25 protein-coding genes and 1 pseudogene are annotated in these 17,816 nt (G+C 37.4%); all 26 read right to left on the reverse strand.

The features are described from left to right. Positions 1-55 precede the first annotated feature (55 nt). Positions 56-363 (reverse strand): annotated as a pseudogene (locus ACXX53_RS04115) (DUF1801 domain-containing protein); the annotation flags it as partial. Positions 364-382: 19 nt separating this feature from the next. Then, entirely contained in the window at positions 383-727 is a 345-nt protein-coding gene (locus ACXX53_RS04120; protein ID WP_458567311.1) for a DUF4181 domain-containing protein, read from the reverse strand. 2 nt (positions 728-729) lie between these two features. Further along, complete coding sequence (locus tag ACXX53_RS04125; protein ID WP_458567312.1) at positions 730-1,293, reverse strand: YdcF family protein; 564 nt, start codon at positions 1,291-1,293, stop codon at positions 730-732. 58 nt (positions 1,294-1,351) lie between these two features. Next, positions 1,352-2,257: a phosphotransferase gene (locus tag ACXX53_RS04130; RefSeq protein ID WP_458567313.1), complete on the reverse strand. Its 906-nt coding sequence runs from the start codon at positions 2,255-2,257 to the stop codon at positions 1,352-1,354. A gap of 39 nt (positions 2,258-2,296) precedes the next feature. Then, positions 2,297-2,692: a hypothetical protein gene (locus ACXX53_RS04135; protein WP_458567314.1), complete on the reverse strand. Its 396-nt coding sequence runs from the start codon at positions 2,690-2,692 to the stop codon at positions 2,297-2,299. Positions 2,693-2,791: 99 nt separating this feature from the next. Then, complete coding sequence (locus ACXX53_RS04140) at positions 2,792-3,388, reverse strand: AAA family ATPase (RefSeq protein WP_458567315.1); 597 nt, start codon at positions 3,386-3,388, stop codon at positions 2,792-2,794. 41 nt (positions 3,389-3,429) lie between these two features. After that, the gene (locus ACXX53_RS04145; RefSeq protein WP_458567316.1) at positions 3,430-4,272 is read right to left on the reverse strand and encodes a GNAT family N-acetyltransferase; all 843 of its coding nucleotides are present in this window, start codon (positions 4,270-4,272) and stop codon (positions 3,430-3,432) included. Positions 4,273-4,308: 36 nt separating this feature from the next. Further along, on the reverse strand, positions 4,309-4,824 hold the full coding sequence (locus ACXX53_RS04150; RefSeq protein ID WP_458567317.1) for an AAA family ATPase: 516 nt from the start codon (positions 4,822-4,824) through the stop codon (positions 4,309-4,311). A gap of 39 nt (positions 4,825-4,863) precedes the next feature. Continuing rightward, positions 4,864-5,289, reverse strand: coding sequence for an aminoglycoside phosphotransferase family protein (locus ACXX53_RS04155; RefSeq protein WP_458567318.1), 426 nt, complete (start codon positions 5,287-5,289; stop codon positions 4,864-4,866). A 545-nt stretch (positions 5,290-5,834) separates the two neighbouring features. Next, on the reverse strand, positions 5,835-6,206 hold the full coding sequence (locus ACXX53_RS04160) for a DUF5412 domain-containing protein (protein WP_458567319.1): 372 nt from the start codon (positions 6,204-6,206) through the stop codon (positions 5,835-5,837). Between the two features lie 597 nt (positions 6,207-6,803). Continuing rightward, entirely contained in the window at positions 6,804-7,235 is a 432-nt protein-coding gene (locus ACXX53_RS04165) for an NUDIX hydrolase (RefSeq protein ID WP_458567320.1), read from the reverse strand. Positions 7,236-7,251: 16 nt separating this feature from the next. After that, on the reverse strand, positions 7,252-7,764 hold the full coding sequence (locus ACXX53_RS04170) for a DNA topology modulation protein (protein WP_458567321.1): 513 nt from the start codon (positions 7,762-7,764) through the stop codon (positions 7,252-7,254). A gap of 22 nt (positions 7,765-7,786) precedes the next feature. Further along, on the reverse strand, positions 7,787-8,287 hold the full coding sequence (locus tag ACXX53_RS04175; RefSeq protein ID WP_458567322.1) for a hypothetical protein: 501 nt from the start codon (positions 8,285-8,287) through the stop codon (positions 7,787-7,789). Positions 8,288-8,435: 148 nt separating this feature from the next. Further along, entirely contained in the window at positions 8,436-9,053 is a 618-nt protein-coding gene (locus ACXX53_RS04180; RefSeq protein ID WP_458567323.1) for a histidine phosphatase family protein, read from the reverse strand. A 47-nt stretch (positions 9,054-9,100) separates the two neighbouring features. After that, positions 9,101-9,589 carry a GyrI-like domain-containing protein gene (locus tag ACXX53_RS04185; protein ID WP_458567324.1) on the reverse strand — a complete coding sequence of 163 codons (489 nt, stop codon included), beginning with the start codon at positions 9,587-9,589 and terminating at the stop codon, positions 9,101-9,103. Positions 9,590-10,085: 496 nt separating this feature from the next. Beyond that, positions 10,086-10,694 carry a hypothetical protein gene (locus ACXX53_RS04190; protein ID WP_458567325.1) on the reverse strand — a complete coding sequence of 203 codons (609 nt, stop codon included), beginning with the start codon at positions 10,692-10,694 and terminating at the stop codon, positions 10,086-10,088. A gap of 58 nt (positions 10,695-10,752) precedes the next feature. Beyond that, positions 10,753-11,253 (reverse strand): GNAT family N-acetyltransferase, encoded by a 501-nt coding sequence (locus ACXX53_RS04195; RefSeq protein ID WP_458567326.1) that lies wholly within the window; start codon positions 11,251-11,253, stop codon positions 10,753-10,755. Positions 11,254-11,280: 27 nt separating this feature from the next. Then, positions 11,281-11,751, reverse strand: coding sequence for a hypothetical protein (locus ACXX53_RS04200; protein WP_458567327.1), 471 nt, complete (start codon positions 11,749-11,751; stop codon positions 11,281-11,283). Between the two features lie 181 nt (positions 11,752-11,932). Further along, positions 11,933-12,340: a hypothetical protein gene (locus ACXX53_RS04205; protein ID WP_458567328.1), complete on the reverse strand. Its 408-nt coding sequence runs from the start codon at positions 12,338-12,340 to the stop codon at positions 11,933-11,935. A gap of 42 nt (positions 12,341-12,382) precedes the next feature. Next, positions 12,383-12,799 carry a GNAT family N-acetyltransferase gene (locus tag ACXX53_RS04210; RefSeq protein WP_458567329.1) on the reverse strand — a complete coding sequence of 139 codons (417 nt, stop codon included), beginning with the start codon at positions 12,797-12,799 and terminating at the stop codon, positions 12,383-12,385. Positions 12,800-12,883: 84 nt separating this feature from the next. After that, a complete protein-coding gene (locus tag ACXX53_RS04215) occupies positions 12,884-13,273 on the reverse strand; it encodes a cytidine deaminase (RefSeq protein WP_458567330.1) in 390 nt (129 codons plus the stop codon). 188 nt (positions 13,274-13,461) lie between these two features. Next, positions 13,462-14,976: a malate:quinone oxidoreductase gene (locus ACXX53_RS04220; protein ID WP_458567331.1), complete on the reverse strand. Its 1,515-nt coding sequence runs from the start codon at positions 14,974-14,976 to the stop codon at positions 13,462-13,464. 199 nt (positions 14,977-15,175) lie between these two features. Continuing rightward, complete coding sequence (locus ACXX53_RS04225; protein WP_458567332.1) at positions 15,176-15,700, reverse strand: NUDIX domain-containing protein; 525 nt, start codon at positions 15,698-15,700, stop codon at positions 15,176-15,178. Next, positions 15,697-16,500 carry a CHAP domain-containing protein gene (locus ACXX53_RS04230; RefSeq protein ID WP_458567333.1) on the reverse strand — a complete coding sequence of 268 codons (804 nt, stop codon included), beginning with the start codon at positions 16,498-16,500 and terminating at the stop codon, positions 15,697-15,699. The genes ACXX53_RS04225 and ACXX53_RS04230 overlap by 4 nt, the downstream gene beginning before the upstream one ends. 5 nt (positions 16,501-16,505) lie before the next feature. Continuing rightward, positions 16,506-16,823 carry a hypothetical protein gene (locus ACXX53_RS04235; RefSeq protein WP_458567334.1) on the reverse strand — a complete coding sequence of 106 codons (318 nt, stop codon included), beginning with the start codon at positions 16,821-16,823 and terminating at the stop codon, positions 16,506-16,508. Continuing rightward, complete coding sequence (locus ACXX53_RS04240; protein WP_458567335.1) at positions 16,820-17,806, reverse strand: phosphotransferase; 987 nt, start codon at positions 17,804-17,806, stop codon at positions 16,820-16,822. The genes ACXX53_RS04235 and ACXX53_RS04240 overlap by 4 nt, the downstream gene beginning before the upstream one ends. Positions 17,807-17,816 lie beyond the last annotated feature (10 nt).

Below are 17,816 nucleotides of genomic sequence, written 5' to 3' on the forward strand. Positions count from 1 at the left end.
CTTGTAAAATAAAGGGTGGAAGCCCCTAGGCGTGAATACGGTACAATATTGGCATTTAAGGATTAGGATAGGTTTCATTCAAGAACGTAACGGAATGCTTTATCAGTTCTTTTAATATCTCCACATCAATATCTGCAAGCTTATTGATATATACACACGCTTTCCCTGCGGAATGCTTCCCTAATTTCTGAAGAAAATTTCCTCACGGCCTGTATCACCAGTTGCAAAATACAGACTGATTTTTGCTTTCCGAGGTGAGAAGCCAGCAAGCGGTGCATCGCCCTCATGACCGGAATCATATTTATAATGGTATTTTCCGAATCCAATGATGCTTGGTCCCCACATCTTCGCTTCATAACCTGTCGCATTGTTTCCCATATTATTAATAAAGATAATAAACCATAGTTACTCCAATGAGTAGCACGATAAGCGATACCATGTATTGTTTCGAGCCCTTTAGATACTTCCAATCTATAAAGGACTGAAAGCCATTTGCAGCAATGATTAGTATCATCCAAAACCACTTGATAGCCTTGCCTTCCGCGCTATCTACAGCAATGATAACAATGAAAGTAATCAAACTAATGACTGCTAGAATAACTTTCCCCCATAGACTAATATCCTTGCCCTCTTCTGCAATTTCTTCTTTTTCGGTTCCAACAATCCACAATCTTAAAAGTATCTGAGAAAAAGTGAGAATTATTAATATGAATACAATTGCACCCATTATTAAATCTCCCCTTTAATCCAGTTCGGAATATGGTGTGCAAAGTATTGACCCACTTTGGTTAGCTCATTCATCACAGTTCTGATCTTCTGTTCTTCCAAGAACCAATTATCTTTTGTTATTCCCGTCTTATCCGTGACTGGGCTTACATAGAAATGAGTTTCTCTCGGAAAATAGACTTGGTATGTAAGCAAGGCGCGTCTTGCATGATAACTCTTGCTCACTAATATTGCCTTTTGAGGATGAATCCGATGCTGTTGAAGTACTTCCCATGACAGTCTAGCATTTTCAAATGTATTCGTTGCCTGATCTTCCCGTAATATCGCATCTTCAGGTACACCAAGACCTACCCCAATGTCGCGTAGGAACTCCCACTCTGTTGTCTCTACTTTTGCTGTAGGTCCGCCGGACGGCAAAATATAAGGTGCCATCTTCCGGTGGTATAATTCTGCTGCCCTTTCCATTAGCTGCGGCTGGCTTCCACCAGGAATTAAGATGACATCTGCTGGTTCGATATTAGTTTCAAAAAACATGAATTCGGTTATGCAATCAAACGGATATGTCATAGATCCACAACCTTTTCTGATTCATTTTCCATGCGAGTATGTCGCTTGCCTTATTGCCCTAACGACCAAGGGCCATCAACTCTCTACCATATGGGCCTATATCTTTTGCAGTAAAAAAGTGATTCAAGTGCCACGACACATCATTATTTTCATATCCGATGAGTGCCCATCTTATTGAAGATACTTTAGCATAGAATCTTGACCTATCCATAAATGAGTCCATACCCTCGTAGTACTTACCCATTATCTTAGTAAATCCCTCGCCTAATGTATCCAGAATAACACCGACATCGTGAGCAGGATCACCATATCCAGCCACACCGAAATCAATTATTCCAACAACTCGGTTTGATTCTTCTATGATGTGGTATGGAGCCAAATCCCCGTGAATTAATGTCGGACTGTAATGAAGGAAATCATCGCTCTTAAATATAGGACTAAATATTTGTTGAATGCACTCTCTGACATAGCTCTTCATATGTGGGAACAGTTTGGCCTCGATTCTTGAATACAGATCTATATATGACTCTCGTGTTCCATTACCAGGAAACGGACTAATATTATTTTCTTCAACGGTACTCATCGGAATGGAATGCAGCTGATATAAAAATCGGCCAAGTTGTTCCGCCATCTGATCTTGAAGGTCCTCGGGCAAACTCAAGATATTGCTCCTATAAATAGGATTTCCCTTAATATAGGAATACCTTGAAACGCCTTCATCAACCATTTCCAGATTCGGTACAGGTATGTCAACAAACTGTTTAACAATCTGAAGCACCTTGTACTCGTTGGATAATAGACTTCTACTAAAATCGTGCTTTGAAAATCGAAACACATCATGATCATTGATTACGATAACATCATTATGAAGACCATCCGTAAGGTTGGCCTGCATGTCGTTGATTTCGAGATTAGGGTATTTTTCTTTAATGTATTTTTTGTATTTGGATAGTTGTTCTTCCATGATTACCTCTGCAAATTTTTATAGTCTATAGTTGCTCACTTACTCTACAATTATGATCCCAAAATGATAAGAAGCTGTATTCTTCTCGTCCCATTCTGCTGACAGTTCATATTGATAATATCCCGGAGATCGCGGCAATGAATATTTTCTACCGTTGCTACTTATTTGTTCTTGAGTACCGTCAGGATTATTTCTAACGAATATCAATTTCTCCGGTTTTATCGAAAACTTAACTTCAATCTTACTATCAGGGTTAAGCGTGATGGCATCATCTTTAATCTGTTCATTAAAAATATCTGGATGAGGCGGATCACCGCAGATTCCTTGTTCTGAATTGGTTCCAAACCAGCAGTATTGTCCAATTTGATACTCAATAACTTGCTCATCGACTGTAATGATCGGTTTAATGAGTTCATCTGGTAATTGTTTTTCCATTGTGACGTTGTGGCAAGAAGTTATTATAGTAATTAAAAGAAGCAATATACTTATTCTAAGAAATCTCAGAAATATCACCTCTGCAGCGTAATTACGTTGTTAATTCATAAATCGCATTTGCTTTAGTTGTGTGATCAATCTGTCATATTTCTTTTTAAATTCCCCTCTGTTATCAGGTAACAGACTGATATTTAATGTAGATGCTATATGTGTCACGACATCATCGATTGCCATATGATCTGTATCGAGGTGGGACTCAAATATGGGATTAGACAGCCCCTCTATGCATCTTTTTATTTGTTGAGCAGGCCATGTATTTCTTCCTTCTCCTCTGCTTCGCAATCTTTTCAGTAAGACTTCTTCCGTAGCACATAATGCAAAATGATGAACAGTTACGCCTTCTCTTCTTAATTTGCCGACGATTTCATCAAAATATTGAGGATTTACGATGGTCATTGGCACTATAATGGTCCCATCATAATGATCGTTCAGATATTTTAGCGTTGCATAATTTATTTCACGCCACAACGGATAATCTTGAAAATCATTCAGCTTAATCCCAGTGGGAATATTCTTCTGTAGGAAGAACCCTGCATTTTCAGGATCATAAATAAATGAATTCGGAACTCTTCGTTGTAATTCATGAGCAGTCTGGGTTTTTCCAGCCCCAAATGCTCCATTGATCCATATGATCACAATTGTCACCTCCGAAATGCATCTGTTGGGCCGCTTGGATCTTATATCTTATAGTTATATTTCATTAAATATTTTGAAATTACTTGCTTGTTTTCATGCCACCATAGAATCGGCACTTCTCCAACTTTTTGAAAACCTAATTTTAGAGCCAGCTGATTAGAGGCAACATTGCCAGAATCACAATCCCAATAAGGGATTAATTTACGCTGCAAGCTTTGATTAATAAATTTTTGACACAGTGCATAAGCAAGACCTTGTTTCCTATAATCAGATAATGTAATTATATCTGGTTCTATATATCCCCCACCTATATAGAACGTGTTGCATGCGCCAACAAATCCAGATTCATTTATAAAGCAGTAACCAAATGCTCTTTCAAGATACGCCTGTGAAGAAGCCCAGAGTAAAGAATATGAATCATCCATTTCATTTACATATCGATCATACAACTGCTCATTCATACTCTTAAGCACGCATTCTCGTGTTTGGTTAACCTGATGATCAGGAAATGGGATTGTGTTATTGAATATATAGTGAGATCTCTTTAGTTTTACTACATGCTCATTCAACGGAGCTTTAACAATAGAAAGCCATGTATGTGAAGAGAAATACAAATCATAAAAGTTAGCGTGATGATCTGGATTGGCTAAAAAGTCAAGTAATGATTGATTAAACGCTTGATCTCCTTCATCCCCAAAAAGGTAATACTTCCCCCCACGACTAGCCAATAATCCGGCAGTTGGATTGTCAATATTATTTACAAATACCTTACCTGGTTGATTATGATCTATAACAGAATGAACAAATACAAAGATATTTTCATTTTCTTCGTGAGTGATAAGAGGGGATATCTTATAAAATTCATTTGGCTGTAGTTCTATCATGTTCAATCATTCCTCTCTTCTAGAGATTTCTCTTTATTACTTCAGAACAAATGCCTCAACTAAAACAATCAATGATTCTTTTGACATTACTGTATCTATTACACATTCTCCTTCTAGAATTTCAGTTTTGAGGTCCTTATAATATTCTTTTAGTTCGGATAGATTAGTTATTAGTTGATTAGGCAATGGATTAATACTTCGTTCGGCTAGTCTCTCGGACCAAATGGACTCATCACTACATGTACAAAGAATCGTTATTAATTCCCCGCCTCTTTCCTCAACCCAATTCTTTAGTGTCCGTACGCCATCAACATTATTCAGACCGTAATCCAGTATTATCGAGGCATTGGAATCCATAACCGTTTGTAAAAATCGATAAAGAAAATCAAAACATATGTGATTTCTCTTATCATGTTCGGGTACCAGACCCGCAACCGAATCGTATATGTCATCCTTATGTAAGATAGGGAGTTGGAGTCTCTTACCAAGTTCTTTGGACAAAGTTGTTTTACCTGTTCCAGATTTACCTCTAAATAAGATGATCTTTGACATAATATCTCCTTTAAAATAAATAGTGCTTTGGTACTCTAACTAATTGCGAAGAAGAGCTTCAGCAAAAGCAACTCTGTCGAGAGTAGGTGGCGATCCATCTTCTACATCCCAACATACAGTCATTGCAGTTTGTATATAGAGACACTCTCTTAATATTTCATTGGGAATATGAAGTCTCATTTCTAGATCATTTATGATGTAGTTAATTTTTTGATATAGTTCCTCAGTTATAACCTCATCAAATTCATTTACAATGTAATGTGCAATATCAAATACAGGATCTCCTACCACACCTTTAGGGTCGATTATGATATACTCCCCATCACTGCCCAATAAGATATTTTCAGGATGAATATCACCATGCAGCAGCATGTTTTTGGAGTAAATAGAAGAAATAGATAGGCATAGGTCCTCTGCTTTCTTCATATGCAAATACAAATCCCTACAGTCTTGGCGATTGCTCATATATTCTGTTATTCTGCTTACCCATTCGATGTAAGTTGGATATATTTCAGCTTCAGCAGGTACGATATGCAAACCATCGTATAAGGAACTAAATACGGAGAGCCTTTTATCAAGCGACGATCCTTCCTATAGTGTCATTCCTGGTTGGATGCACTCTTCGATTATGATACCGTTTTCAAGGTCAGTATCAAAAACTTTACAGAATCGTCTGCCGTTATATTCACAAAGTGTATTAAATTCTGTATATACTTGTTTACTGGGATTACCTATTTTCAGCACTGCATCGCCGTAAAGTTCTGAATGGCATTTGAATACACAGTTTATGGAGTATGAATTTATGAATTGAAATCGAGTTAATTTCCATCTATCCGCATAAGTCTCAATATCCCTATGTACTTTCTTATAAAAGTCCTCACCAAAATGGCTGATAATCCTCCTAGTTTCATCTTCTGTGAAATAGTAACTTGTATTTATCTCAATCACTCCCCTATTATATGATCGGATCCTCTTATATCAAGTACTATTGTTGCTAAAAGGAACAGTTTTTAATGCCTTCTGTAATCATATACATCATTTGGAAGATCCAAAACATGACCATTTATGTTAACTGTATCATCATCTAACCAATTGATATCCGCAGTTTGTTCTCTGTATTGCCAATATATATTTTTCGGTTTATTGGAACTCTTATTAATAAAGAGTTGCCCTCTGACAGAGAAACCTGTTGTTGCTCCACCACTGTTAAGATATGCCTTTACTGTATAAGTGCCATTAGGCGAAGTCGATTGCGCGATGATTTCGCCACCTGTAAGCCTATTAATGTCGTAGAACGCCCAATACCAGCCGTAACCTATAAAACAAGCGACTAACGTGATGGGGAACAGCACTAAAAAAATCAGTTTTTTATTTTTTTGCATATTTTCACCCTCATACTATTTTTGTTTCAAATAAGCCCCTCATCTCCGATCTCCTACCAAATACTATGTTTTTGTTGAACCATAATAGCTGCTAATACTATGGTTACTCCGTTCACTAAGAAAATATAAAGTTTCTGTTTGAAGCTTAATTTTGTTTTAAAGATCCATCGTATTGATGAACATTCCAATATCGTATTGATAAAAACAGCAAGAATAAAACTTGAGATCCACGTACTCCAATGAAAAGTACCGTAATCAAAAATCAACTGTCTAATCGGCCCATATATGAACTCCCATATAATCCCGGATATCGGTAAGAGGAGTGCGCCACAAACTGCAGAAGTCGCATTCATGACCACGCTTACAATTATGGATTTATATAAACTAAACTGCTTTACTGTCCCCCAAATAACTAGTGTTTCAATTACTGTACTTAGCAATATAATCTTCCACGAATATACATCCTCTATCATGTACATCGCTGGCCATACAAAATTAGCATACGTTATGGTCGGAAACAAAAAGAAGAAAACAATTGCTACATAGACTTTTTTCAGAGTTATCATCTTCTTTTCTAGAGTTTTTAAAATAGTCTTATCAAACCTTCATTCTCATACCTTGCAATGCTTTATTATATAATTCTGGAAGTATTTCTGGATATGTCAATTTGTTTGGTAGTTCATTCATGAATGAGACTTGACCGATCTCTGATTCGGGTGATAAACAGCCAATATCTGTGACATTAGAATAATACAATGCACCATATGACTCTTCACCATGATCACGCTTTACTGAATAAATACATAAAGGACGCAAGTCAAAAGCTTGAGCGCCTGTTTCTTCAACTAATTCGCGTTTTGCTGTTTCCTCAATTGTTTCATTTTCTTCTCTTTTTCCACCTGGGCACTCCCATGTATCTCGTTCTTTATGCTTTACATATATCCATTGCTCCTTATATCTTGCCATAATTACGGCAAATTTTAGTTTTCTATCATCTACAGTATCAAGCTCATAACATGAAACCTGCATTCTAATTCACCGTCCATTATGTTCGCTGTATATTTTCAAGAAATAAATTCACATCTTTTAATGTTCTGAAAATGATCACGTTTTTTGTATCAGAGTAAGGCTCTAGCTTGTTCAGTATCTCTGGTCGTTTCTCTTTTTTATAGTTCCAGATCCATTTAATAAATTCAAAGCTTAATCGTTCTGGACAACCCTCGTTTAAGTCTGGTCTTGTTTTGCCGTGATATTGAATTCTTCTCTTACATGCCCTGAATACAGAAATATACCGAGGTAAATCGAAGAAAATGATGGTATCCGCTCTTGCCATTCGAATGTCCAATGTCCTTCCATAGTTCCCATCAATAATCCATTCATCTTCTTCTACTAATCGTTTCTGAAATGCATCCCATTCATCTTTGGGCATAGGTATCCAACCAGGCTTCCAATTATAAGCATCCAAATGATGTACAGGCAAATGGGTGATTTCCCCCAGTCTACGTGCGAAAGTGGATTTACCTGAACCTCCCGGGCCTATTATCATTACTTTTTTCATTTGTGTACTCTCCTAGATGATGTCATTGATTCCTTCGAATATTAATCTCATCTTCAAACTTTTCATTAACCATTTCCCATTGGACTTGTATATTCATTCCGTCTTTATTTATTGCTTCAAATGTGTTCATCCCTTGATCTCTTAATAATGCATATTCAATATTAAATTCAGTTGTCTTTTTATGCTTTAAATCATCAATAATTACTCCATAAGTCTCTTCATATTCTTGAGAGTATTGTCCATCCCTCATCAGTTCTTCCTTATACTCACGATCAAATACATTTATTACTTGAGTTCCCAAAAGAGTCCCTTGAGCAAACACGATCTTTTGAGCTTTATTGATATCATCAAGAGATCCAAGATATTGATAAGTAATGATGAACTTGTTCATTCCATTTATCTGTTGCACTTCAGGACTTACATAGGCTTTCCAGTATTGGCCGCTGGCTTCATATGAATTTGATACCTCTTGTTCCTTTGAACATCCTACGATAAACGAAAATGATAGAATTAGGATGAACACGAAAATTCTACATTTCATTCTTTTCACCTCATTCTCGTTTTGATACATATTTTTCATCATGGTATAGATATATGCGCAAAAAAACCACCTTCTGTTTCCAATCATAGGATGAGTTTTTACATTTTCTTGTTGATCATATTAATGACAGTTAATAGTCTAAATGGTTCTTCATATTCATTTCATGAAGCTTCCACCCGTCTATTCCCTTCTCAACAGAGTGCACGCTTGTGTTATCAATGGGATAAAATTCAGATTTATTCGTCCATTCACGACCGTTCAAATAATAATATAAGACATTAATTACACCGCCATGCGTAACTAGCAAAACATTTGATTCCAGTTCTTGATGTTCGATCTTCATGCATAGTTCATCAAATGATTTACAGATTCTATTATAGAAGTTCATTGGAGTCTCTCCGCCAGGAAATGGGGTATCCATTCGAAGAGTATTAAAATAAACGCCTGGGAATTGTACTTCAGCTTCTGTATTAGGCATTCCAGCTAAAGCTCCATTATTCATTTCTCTCCATTCTTCTAGATATGCGCCTTTTATATTTAGAGATCGTTCAATTTCTCTTGTTGTCTCAACTGCACGAGGAAGATCGCTGCTAATAATCGTACTTATTCTGTAATGTTTATCATTATTATGTAGATGCTCCCCTAGCTTCTTCGATTGAATAATCCCTTGTTCAATGAGCCCTCGTTGGCTCCATCCACCACGAAATCCTTCTTCATCCATGCCGTGTCTGACTAGATATATTTTCAAAGTAATCTCTCTCCTTCACCGTTAGCCCCGATATATGATTTCTCGGATTAATTCTTACTTATTTTTTCAATGGGAAAATAGAGATATAAATCTCCATTCGTTTCCGAAGGGTTATAATATTCATGTACCGCCCCAACTATAGAATAGTTATGATTAGGCAAGTATTCATGGACCATATTAGTAAATATGTCCTGATAAGTTTCTTGGTTACATTTCACTACTGCGTACTTATAGGAAGGGATCACCCATTTAGTCCAGCCGGCAGGAGCTTCAGAATCTTCAAGCACTTCGCAACCCGCTAGATATTTCCCTTGCTCGCCCCATCGTTCAAAGGTTTCGGAAATATCGCTCATAGCGCCCCATATCCCGACAATATTACCGGCTTCGTCAATCTTGGCTAAGTCTCTGATCTCATTAAAGTTTTGGTTTGCCTCCTGCCAAAGTGCGGGTATCCAGTTGCTTCCTTCAGCGGATAAACCTTGTCCTACCTTTCCAATAATGGCAATCGATTCTCTTTCTTCAATATGTACAAGCATAGCGCACGCTCCTTTAGGATGGGGATAATTATTTGAAATCCCTCTACTATGAAATTAGACATCTTTTATATTGGTTTCAATATTCATTTAATTAGCGCTTTGATACATCCTTTTTCATATGGTACTATATATTTAATAAAGACCAAGTGCGCTAACACTTGGTCAGTACAATTGGCTCGGATGGGTATTCCCTTCTGAGTTAATACGGGATAAGAACCCACCTTCGGCTGCTAATCTTCGGGTGGGTTTTTACTTTCTCTTGTTGTTATTATCAATGTAGGTTAAAAGTGCAATTTTTCCGAAGGAAAATTACTTCGAAAGCATTTGCTCGAAGGGAAACCATGCCCACCCAAGATTCAATTGTAGTTATATTTTACCTTTATTTGAATCTACGTACAAGCGTTCTTATATAGAGTTGGAGAAACTGAGACTTCGAGGCAGGATCATAACTTGGATACGTTGTTATATGATACTACCACTACTATGAGCTTACATTTCAATCTTCATCTTCTTCAAAATACATCATCCAATACCCAATACTATCTCTTTTAGATATGGCTTTTCTTGTTTCAACTAATCTATTATCTGAATCATAATAATAAACTACTACCTGATCATATTTCTTTGCCTCTTCATAATAACGATATATCATTAGTACTTCTGATTTTTGCAATTCATTTCTACGAATAATAGTCTTATTTAAATCTTCTATTTTTTCCGCACACTCAATATTTTGTATTCCTATTACATAACGAGGTTTATAGTATTCATCTGAAGCACTAAATAACTTATCCAACGTATCATATGCTTTATGAAATAAATTTTCTCTTTCAAGATGTAACACTAAATAGAGATATTCTTCTTTATTCTCGCGTGCGTCCCATTTCCACCAAGCTAAATCCATTGGTCTGGATCTACCTTTTAATAAATCTGGTTTGGAATCTTCAAAAAATGAATAGTAACCTAAATATTCACCCAATCTCGCAAAATAATCTATTTCTCTTATTGTAAACATTGACTTATTGGCGTCATGAAGATTTAGACTTCTATAGTTTCTTACATATCCCTCAAAGAAATTCATTAGATTTATTTGTTCTCTACTCATATGTCCCCTCATTATCTTGGATTTTCCAAAGTTTCTGCATTTACGATGTCTTAGCAACTTAACACTCAATCCATATATAATGTCTGTCTTCATTAGACCTTTCTATTATTCCGTTATTATTCAAAGCAACTTTAATTGAATTGGTGTTATTATTCTGAACGGTGAGCAATACTTTATCAATGTTCATTGATTTCGCTTCTTCAAGCATTAATTTCAATAACATGCTGCCGTACCCTTTCTTCCGCTCACTTGGTCGAATCGTATATCCTACATGTCCGCCTTCTTCTCTCAACTTTTCAGTTAAATAGTGACGCAGCTTACCAAACCCAACTGGATATCCATTCGCATATAGCCAATATGTATTTGATGGAACCATCCAATCTTCTAATCCCTCAGCCTTAGAAATAGCTTCACTACGTGTTAGCCATTGTTTATATTCTTCAAAGGTTCTTCCATTTGTTGAATTGATAAAACCATTTTCATCTCGTGGTATCTCTTGCAACATCTCATATATATCCATATCATCGCTTATAGATAATTTCCTCAACTCGTAGTTCATGTGCGTTGCCTCCTTTAAACTCACAATTCACTCTTCAATTAATATTTCATATGGTTCGGATTCCAAAGAGTATCTCTCCTGCTCTACTTTACTTTTCTCAATCCTAAAAGATGCGTTTCCAATTAATTTATACTTACCAGGTTTGTCAAATTTGATCGTTCGCTTTTCATCAGAATGCTCTTCTCGTTCTGGGTAATACGTTCCTTTTGATTTGAACATGTGGCTCATTCCTATATCATCTCTCGTAAGATACTTAATCATCGGCTTATTCGCCTCATCATATGCCTGGACAGTTACTAAAGGATCCGAGTGTTGAATCAAAAATGTTTTATTGGACTTATTGACTAACTCAGTAATAACTTCAATTTCTTCGTTAATCTTTGCTGTCTTGCTAGGAGTGCTAACACGTACTTCAAAGTCATCTATTGTTGGTAAAGTGTCCGAGCTGCAAGCCACAAGAAATAGAAATATTAATAATACGAATATACTTCTGCGCATTGAGATTTCTCCTTTCATTTAAGCACTTAGAGAATTTCATATAACACTTTTGTATCCACGAACCCAAAAGGATTAAGGTACGAATGTGCTGGGTAGGTCCACCACTTAGCCTTGCATGGAGGCATACCTAAGAGAGTTAGCGATATATCGTAGTTACGTTATTAAGTTATGTCGCCTTTCCTTAGAACTCTTTCCCAAATTGTTCTTCAAATAATTCTATTATAAGCCCTCCAAATTCATCATTGGCCTTATAATAGATGTTATTAATTCGATTGGGAAGAAAACTTAACTTAAATTCGTCTCCTTCATAAAGCCAAATACTAAAAATATTACCGACGCTTCCTTCTTGATTATCGTCAGGTATTAATTCTATATCCTTAATTTTGCTTATCCATCGTTCAATGACTACTTGATCTTCTATGAATTTTCTTTCCCCAGAAGAACCATCCAACAATTCAAACTTATCTACCTCTGTGATGTTTCCTGGATAGGCTTCAGACAATGATGTCGGATTCAAATCAACGGGATCAGGCTTGCTCTGACATCCAGTAATAATGATCAGTAAGAATATAACTATCACTTGTCTCATAAAAATCACTATCCCCGTCTTGATAATTTATTCAAACAAGCATTACAAAACTAATTCAGCGTAAACTTCACCGCATTCCAACATCTTACCTGTCTCTACAAATCCAAGTGAGGCATAAAGATTTCTGACCACTACATTATCTGGCTTATAAGTGAGTTCAACTACCCTAGCTCTTTTATGCGAGGTTCTCATAAACTCAATTGCTTTCTTCATGGCTTCTTTGCCGTATCCCTTACCCTGATACCGCTTATCAATCATTATTTTAAAAACACCGTAACAGCTATTATCAAAGTTTCCATCTCCGTCATCATAATACATCATTATAAAACCAACCATATTTTCGTCGTTATATATTGCAAAAGTTATAATATCTTGGCCTTCATCTAAAGCTACATAAGCTTCAGCAAGTGCATGTTGGTTTGAGGATATAAACTTATTTTGGTCTTCCGTAACCTTCAACTCAATACATTGAATAAAATTATCCCATGTAATTTTTTGAATTGTATCATGATTGACCTTCCCCCCCGTATACTTACGATCATTTTATAAGCATGGATGAGGTAATAATTCCTTGATTCTTATCTTTTGATATTTTCCTTCGGTTTGTAATATTACAAAGCTTTCAGGTGCATATTCATATATCAATTGTCTGCAATTTCCGCAAGGTGGTAACACATGATGAGGTTGTTCCTTTCCATATACGGCCACTATGCATTCAAAATCACGTTCACCCGAGGTAATGGCTGCACCTAATGCTATCGCTTCTGCACATGATCCATGTATCCCATCAAGATTAACTCCAACAAATATTTTCCCGTTCTTGCAGCGTACAGCTGCACCAACTGTATGATTATAGTTTGTATGATCAAAATTGCCTTCAATAACATTCTCAGCTTTCTTTAATAATTCGATATCATTGATATTTAATTCCATCCCTTTACAACCTCCACATTAATAACTTCGATCTCTCAGATCTTTATCCTCAAAAAACATTTGAATGGATTCAACATTTTCTTGACCACATAATGAGATATAATATTCTCCATTAACATAACACCCCAACCCTAGATAACTCTTATCTTGGGCTGGGGCGTTTGTTGTCTGAGCTGCTTAGCTCACTTTTATTTTTGTACGGTCTGCATGACAGGTTGCTGTTCACTGTTTAGACCGAGTGTCCGCGCTGTAGATGTATGAAGTTCGTGGATGAGCTCTGGATTATTCAAAAGTGACATGCCATAAGAAGGAATCATTTCTTTAATTTTCGGTTCCCATGCTTTTAGATATTGCGGGAAGCACTTTTCAAAGACCTCCAGCATGACGGAAACGGCGGTAGAAGCACCCGGAGAAGCACCGAGCAATGCAGCTACCGATCCATCAGCGGCACTAACAACTTCCGTACCGAATTGAAGCGTCCCTTTGCCACCAGCAACAGTATCTTTGATAACTTGCACACGTTGGCCCGCTACTATTAAATCCCAATCCTCGCTTTTGGCGCTCGGGATAAACTCTCGCAACTCTTCCATGCGCTTTTCTTTCGATAACAAAACTTGCTGAATTAGGTACTTTGTCAATGAAAGGTTCTTGGCACCTGCCGCCAACATCGTTATAACATTATTCGGTTTTACAGAACCTATCAAATCAAACATGGAACCCGTTTTTAAGAACTTTGGCGTAAAGCCGGCAAACGGTCCAAAGAGCAATGATTTTTGATTATCGATAAATCTTGTGTCAAGATGCGGAACAGACATTGGAGGCGCACCAACCTTAGCTTTGCCGTACACTTTGGCATGATGCTGCGCTATAACCTCCGGATTATTACACACCATAAATAGTCCGCTAATCGGGAAGCCTCCAATATGTTTTCCTTCAGGAATACCTGACTTTTGGAGCAAAGGAAGACTTCCTCCCCCGCCGCCGATAAAGACGAATTTAGCAGTATGGCGTTCAACATTACCGCTAGCATTCCGCACTTTCAATTCCCAAGAGCCATCGCTAGTACGTTTAAGATCATCAACGCTATGCTTGTAATGAATATCGACGTTTTTATTCTTCAAGTGGTCGAACAATATGCGCGTTAATGCACCAAAGTTCACATCTGTGCCAGAGTCAATCTTAGTTGCCGCCATAGGTTCATTCGATGTCCGGCCTTTCATAATAAGCGGAATCCATTCCATCAGCTTTCCTGGCTCATCGGAATATTCCATCCCTTGAAACAGAGGATTCTTTGATAGCGCTTCAAATCGTTTTTTCAAAAACGCTACATTTTCTTTCCCTTCTACTAAACTCATATGAGACAATGGCATAATAAAATCTTGCGGGTTACGAATCAGATTGCTGCTTACAAGATAAGACCAAAACTGCATGGAAACTTGAAACTGTTCATTAACTTTAATCGCTTTGCTAATATCCATGGACCCGTCCGGCTTTTCGGTTGTGTAATTCAGCTCGCACAGTGCAGCATGCCCCGTTCCCGCATTATTCCATTCGTTAGAGCTTTCCTCTCCTGCGCTTGCTAGCTTCTCAAACACTGTAATTTTCCAGTCCGGTACTAATTCTTTCAGCAAAGTCCCCAAAGTCGCACTCATGATTCCGGCACCAATTAAGATAACGTCTGTTTCGGTTTGTCTGTCGCTCATTTTACCGTCCGTCCTTACATGCTAGTATTTGAAGAAAAGATGTAGGCGCTCTTGCCTGCTGAAGCCCTTACCATTAATAATAGATTAATATATTTACTATTATATGACAGTTATATACTATTTAAAAGACAGTAAATTTCAACGATTACAGATTGTTGAAGTTTTGACGCGATAAACATTTAAAATTTGTACAATATTACTAAAATACCTTCGGATCCATTAGTTCTGTCCACTGTACTTGTGGTTCTTCATTATTTCTCATCGTCATAGTCCCGACATGAACACTTGTTTTATGTCTATTCTCATTATAGTGTTGAAGCATGAACTTCAATATAGTAGAAATCTGTAAATTCTCTACATCGTTCTTATGTATCCAGTATAATTCTCCTTCTTCAGAACTGATCACGTCCGTGTGCCTACTCTCCCCGAAGTAAACATACTGTTGTCTGATTTCATCGTCTTTCTGACGTAACAATATATATCTTAATTCCAGATTGAATAGGTCACCCTTCTTCAACCCTGTCTCTTCCTCAATTTCTCTAAGGCAAGCTTCATAAGGATGATTTATTTCCTGTGCTTCTAAATGCCCTCCTACTCCACTCCAGAACTCAAACGAAAAAACTCTTCCCGGCTTCTTCTTCATCATCAGTAATTTGTCATTATATGAAAAAAAGGCTGTTGCCATTTCTCTCATCTTCACGCTTATATCAACTCCTTCATTCATCCAGAAATGATGGGATTGTAATCACCGTTGAAATCAAATTGATAGCCGTTATCTATACGGATATAACCCAATATGTGATGCCACCTATTTCTATAGAAAACGCTAGAGTAATTCTGATTATCCCGATTACCCTCTGCAACCAAAATTTCATGGTCGTCGCATGCTAATACAATACCAATATGATCATGTGAGTCATCAGATAGCAATTTTTCATAAATCACGATATCGCCGCGTTGTGGAGTAAACCCATTTTGCTTATCAAAATGAAAAAATCCGGTTTCAGGCAACTGGGCCCATTCCAACCAAGCTCCTACACCAGCTAGTCGATATATGCCATTCGGGTATCGAATCGGCAATAGCAATCCGGCTTGCATACAACAGTAATACACGAATGCAGCGCACCAACTACTCTGCAATACTTTATAGATATCTTGGTCAGGCCAATATTTGCAGATTTCACGATATCGTTGATCTCCGTGTACTCCGATTATATTTTCTCTACCGAGTGCTTCAGCTATATCAGCCAACTTGCTGCGCCTATCCGTGTTCTGGAGAATCACTTCCTTTTGGTGTGCTACCTCTTCCGTACACTCTTCTGGAATCGCCAATTCACGAAAAATATTCCGGAGTCTATTGGCATCTTGCTGCGTTAAGCTACAGTTCGGATTCTGAAAGTATAACTGCATCACATAAGCATCTTTTAGGAGTTCATCATAAGGACCATGGATCTTATTTCTGTCCCCTCTATAAAAGATCGCCTGTAATATTGTGATTTGTTCTTCTTTGGTGAAGATATTCAAATCCCTTAATAGAGGTCTTGCCGTTTCTGCGCTGTTAGACCAGGAAACTCTTTTATTCCAGTTTTAAAGAAATAATAATCGTGAAGAAGGCCAATGATTGCTGCGATTTCCTGATTGAGACCTCTTTTCTTTGCAAGCAAAGAGGCAAAGTTAGATACCCCGTAAAGTTGAACACATGCTTCCTGTCTCTGTTCTGCGCTATCTATGGCTATGATCATTTCCTGAACAAGAAATCGAATACTTTCCAGCCGCTTATTAGTTCCCACACTGTTCAAAGTATTGCCCCCTTGGATGGCATTATCTTCAGATAACAAGTCACTCATCTCGTAACCCCTACTAAGTACTTGTAAGCATTTAACGATTTCCATACAAGCTCCTCATCCCTAACACCATGATGCACAAATAGCTTCAATGGAAAAAAGACTCCTTCCATGATCGAGATTTCGATATCCTCCATGAATTGATGGTAAGTGTATTCGCCTGTGATTTTATTACGAAGTGAATGATAGTACAGATCAAAAATCCGTAAGGTCTCCTCACTGCCATGAAATAAATCATGAACAAATAGCATTACCAGGTCCTCAGTACATAGCCCAAGCTTTACTGCCTCAAGATCAATGATGTAGGGTCTTGCATTACTGAACAACGGATATAATAAATTGCCAACGTTCAGATCACCATGTATATATGTAGTATTTTGAGTTCTGGATATGCGATCAATATGCTTTTGGGCATGCTTACGTAAACGAACTAAGCTCTCCTCGTAAATACTAAACTGATCTTCCCCAAGGTTATAAGTCTGATGCTTTCTAAATTCATGATAGTCTCTCTCTAAAAATGAAATGTGCTTTACATATTCCTCCACACTCTCCAGATGCCTAGGAACAGACAACTCGCTTGTCTCCCAGGAGACCGCGTGAAACTGTGTGATCGCTTCAATAATATTTGCTAATCGATCGGAATCAATTGGTGCTTCCCAGTCTGTCATGTTGCGATGTGTCGGGGCCAGATCTTCCATCAGCAATATACCTTCTTGTCCAACTGTATCATACTCATTGAACAGAACCTTTGGAATAGACACTTCCTTATTGGAGTAATACTTGTATATCGTATTTTCGTAGGGAATATTGTTTGAGATCGTACATTTTTCTAATAGGGATAAAACTCTATTGTCTTCTGTGTGTACGTCTATTTTATGGAGGGAAGCTCGAGTTCGAGCAGTACGTTCTGTCCTCCTAATGTCAAGAACCTCAGTAATTCCATGATCTCTTAATATTTCTAGGAATTGATCATCGTTTAGCGGCATTTGTCGTCTC

The organism is Paenibacillus marinisediminis (genome assembly GCF_054343325.1).

Coding starts and splice junctions, on each gene's coding strand:
- ACXX53_RS04205 (WP_458567328.1), bottom strand. CDS start 12,340: ATGAGACAAGTGATAGTTATATTCTTACTGATCATTATTACTGGATGT.
- ACXX53_RS04135 (WP_458567314.1), bottom strand. CDS start 2,692: ATGGAAAAACAATTACCAGATGAACTCATTAAACCGATCATTACAGTC.
- ACXX53_RS04130 (WP_458567313.1), bottom strand. CDS start 2,257: ATGGAAGAACAACTATCCAAATACAAAAAATACATTAAAGAAAAATAC.
- ACXX53_RS04215 (WP_458567330.1), bottom strand. CDS start 13,273: ATGGAATTAAATATCAATGATATCGAATTATTAAAGAAAGCTGAGAAT.
- ACXX53_RS04165 (WP_458567320.1), bottom strand. CDS start 7,235: ATGCAGGTTTCATGTTATGAGCTTGATACTGTAGATGATAGAAAACTA.
- ACXX53_RS04190 (WP_458567325.1), bottom strand. CDS start 10,694: ATGAGTAGAGAACAAATAAATCTAATGAATTTCTTTGAGGGATATGTA.
- ACXX53_RS04240 (WP_458567335.1), bottom strand. CDS start 17,806: ATGCCGCTAAACGATGATCAATTCCTAGAAATATTAAGAGATCATGGA.
- ACXX53_RS04120 (WP_458567311.1), bottom strand. CDS start 727: ATGGGTGCAATTGTATTCATATTAATAATTCTCACTTTTTCTCAGATA.
- ACXX53_RS04150 (WP_458567317.1), bottom strand. CDS start 4,824: ATGTCAAAGATCATCTTATTTAGAGGTAAATCTGGAACAGGTAAAACA.
- ACXX53_RS04170 (WP_458567321.1), bottom strand. CDS start 7,764: ATGAAAAAAGTAATGATAATAGGCCCGGGAGGTTCAGGTAAATCCACT.
- ACXX53_RS04125 (WP_458567312.1), bottom strand. CDS start 1,293: ATGACATATCCGTTTGATTGCATAACCGAATTCATGTTTTTTGAAACT.
- ACXX53_RS04185 (WP_458567324.1), bottom strand. CDS start 9,589: ATGCTTGTACATATTGAAGAAAGAGAATCGATTGCCATTATTGGAAAG.
- ACXX53_RS04200 (WP_458567327.1), bottom strand. CDS start 11,751: ATGCGCAGAAGTATATTCGTATTATTAATATTTCTATTTCTTGTGGCT.
- ACXX53_RS04145 (WP_458567316.1), bottom strand. CDS start 4,272: ATGATAGAACTACAGCCAAATGAATTTTATAAGATATCCCCTCTTATC.
- ACXX53_RS04225 (WP_458567332.1), bottom strand. CDS start 15,700: ATGAATGAAGGAGTTGATATAAGCGTGAAGATGAGAGAAATGGCAACA.
- ACXX53_RS04160 (WP_458567319.1), bottom strand. CDS start 6,206: ATGCAAAAAAATAAAAAACTGATTTTTTTAGTGCTGTTCCCCATCACG.
- ACXX53_RS04220 (WP_458567331.1), bottom strand. CDS start 14,976: ATGAGCGACAGACAAACCGAAACAGACGTTATCTTAATTGGTGCCGGA.
- ACXX53_RS04195 (WP_458567326.1), bottom strand. CDS start 11,253: ATGAACTACGAGTTGAGGAAATTATCTATAAGCGATGATATGGATATA.
- ACXX53_RS04235 (WP_458567334.1), bottom strand. CDS start 16,823: ATGAGTGACTTGTTATCTGAAGATAATGCCATCCAAGGGGGCAATACT.
- ACXX53_RS04155 (WP_458567318.1), bottom strand. CDS start 5,289: ATGAGCAATCGCCAAGACTGTAGGGATTTGTATTTGCATATGAAGAAA.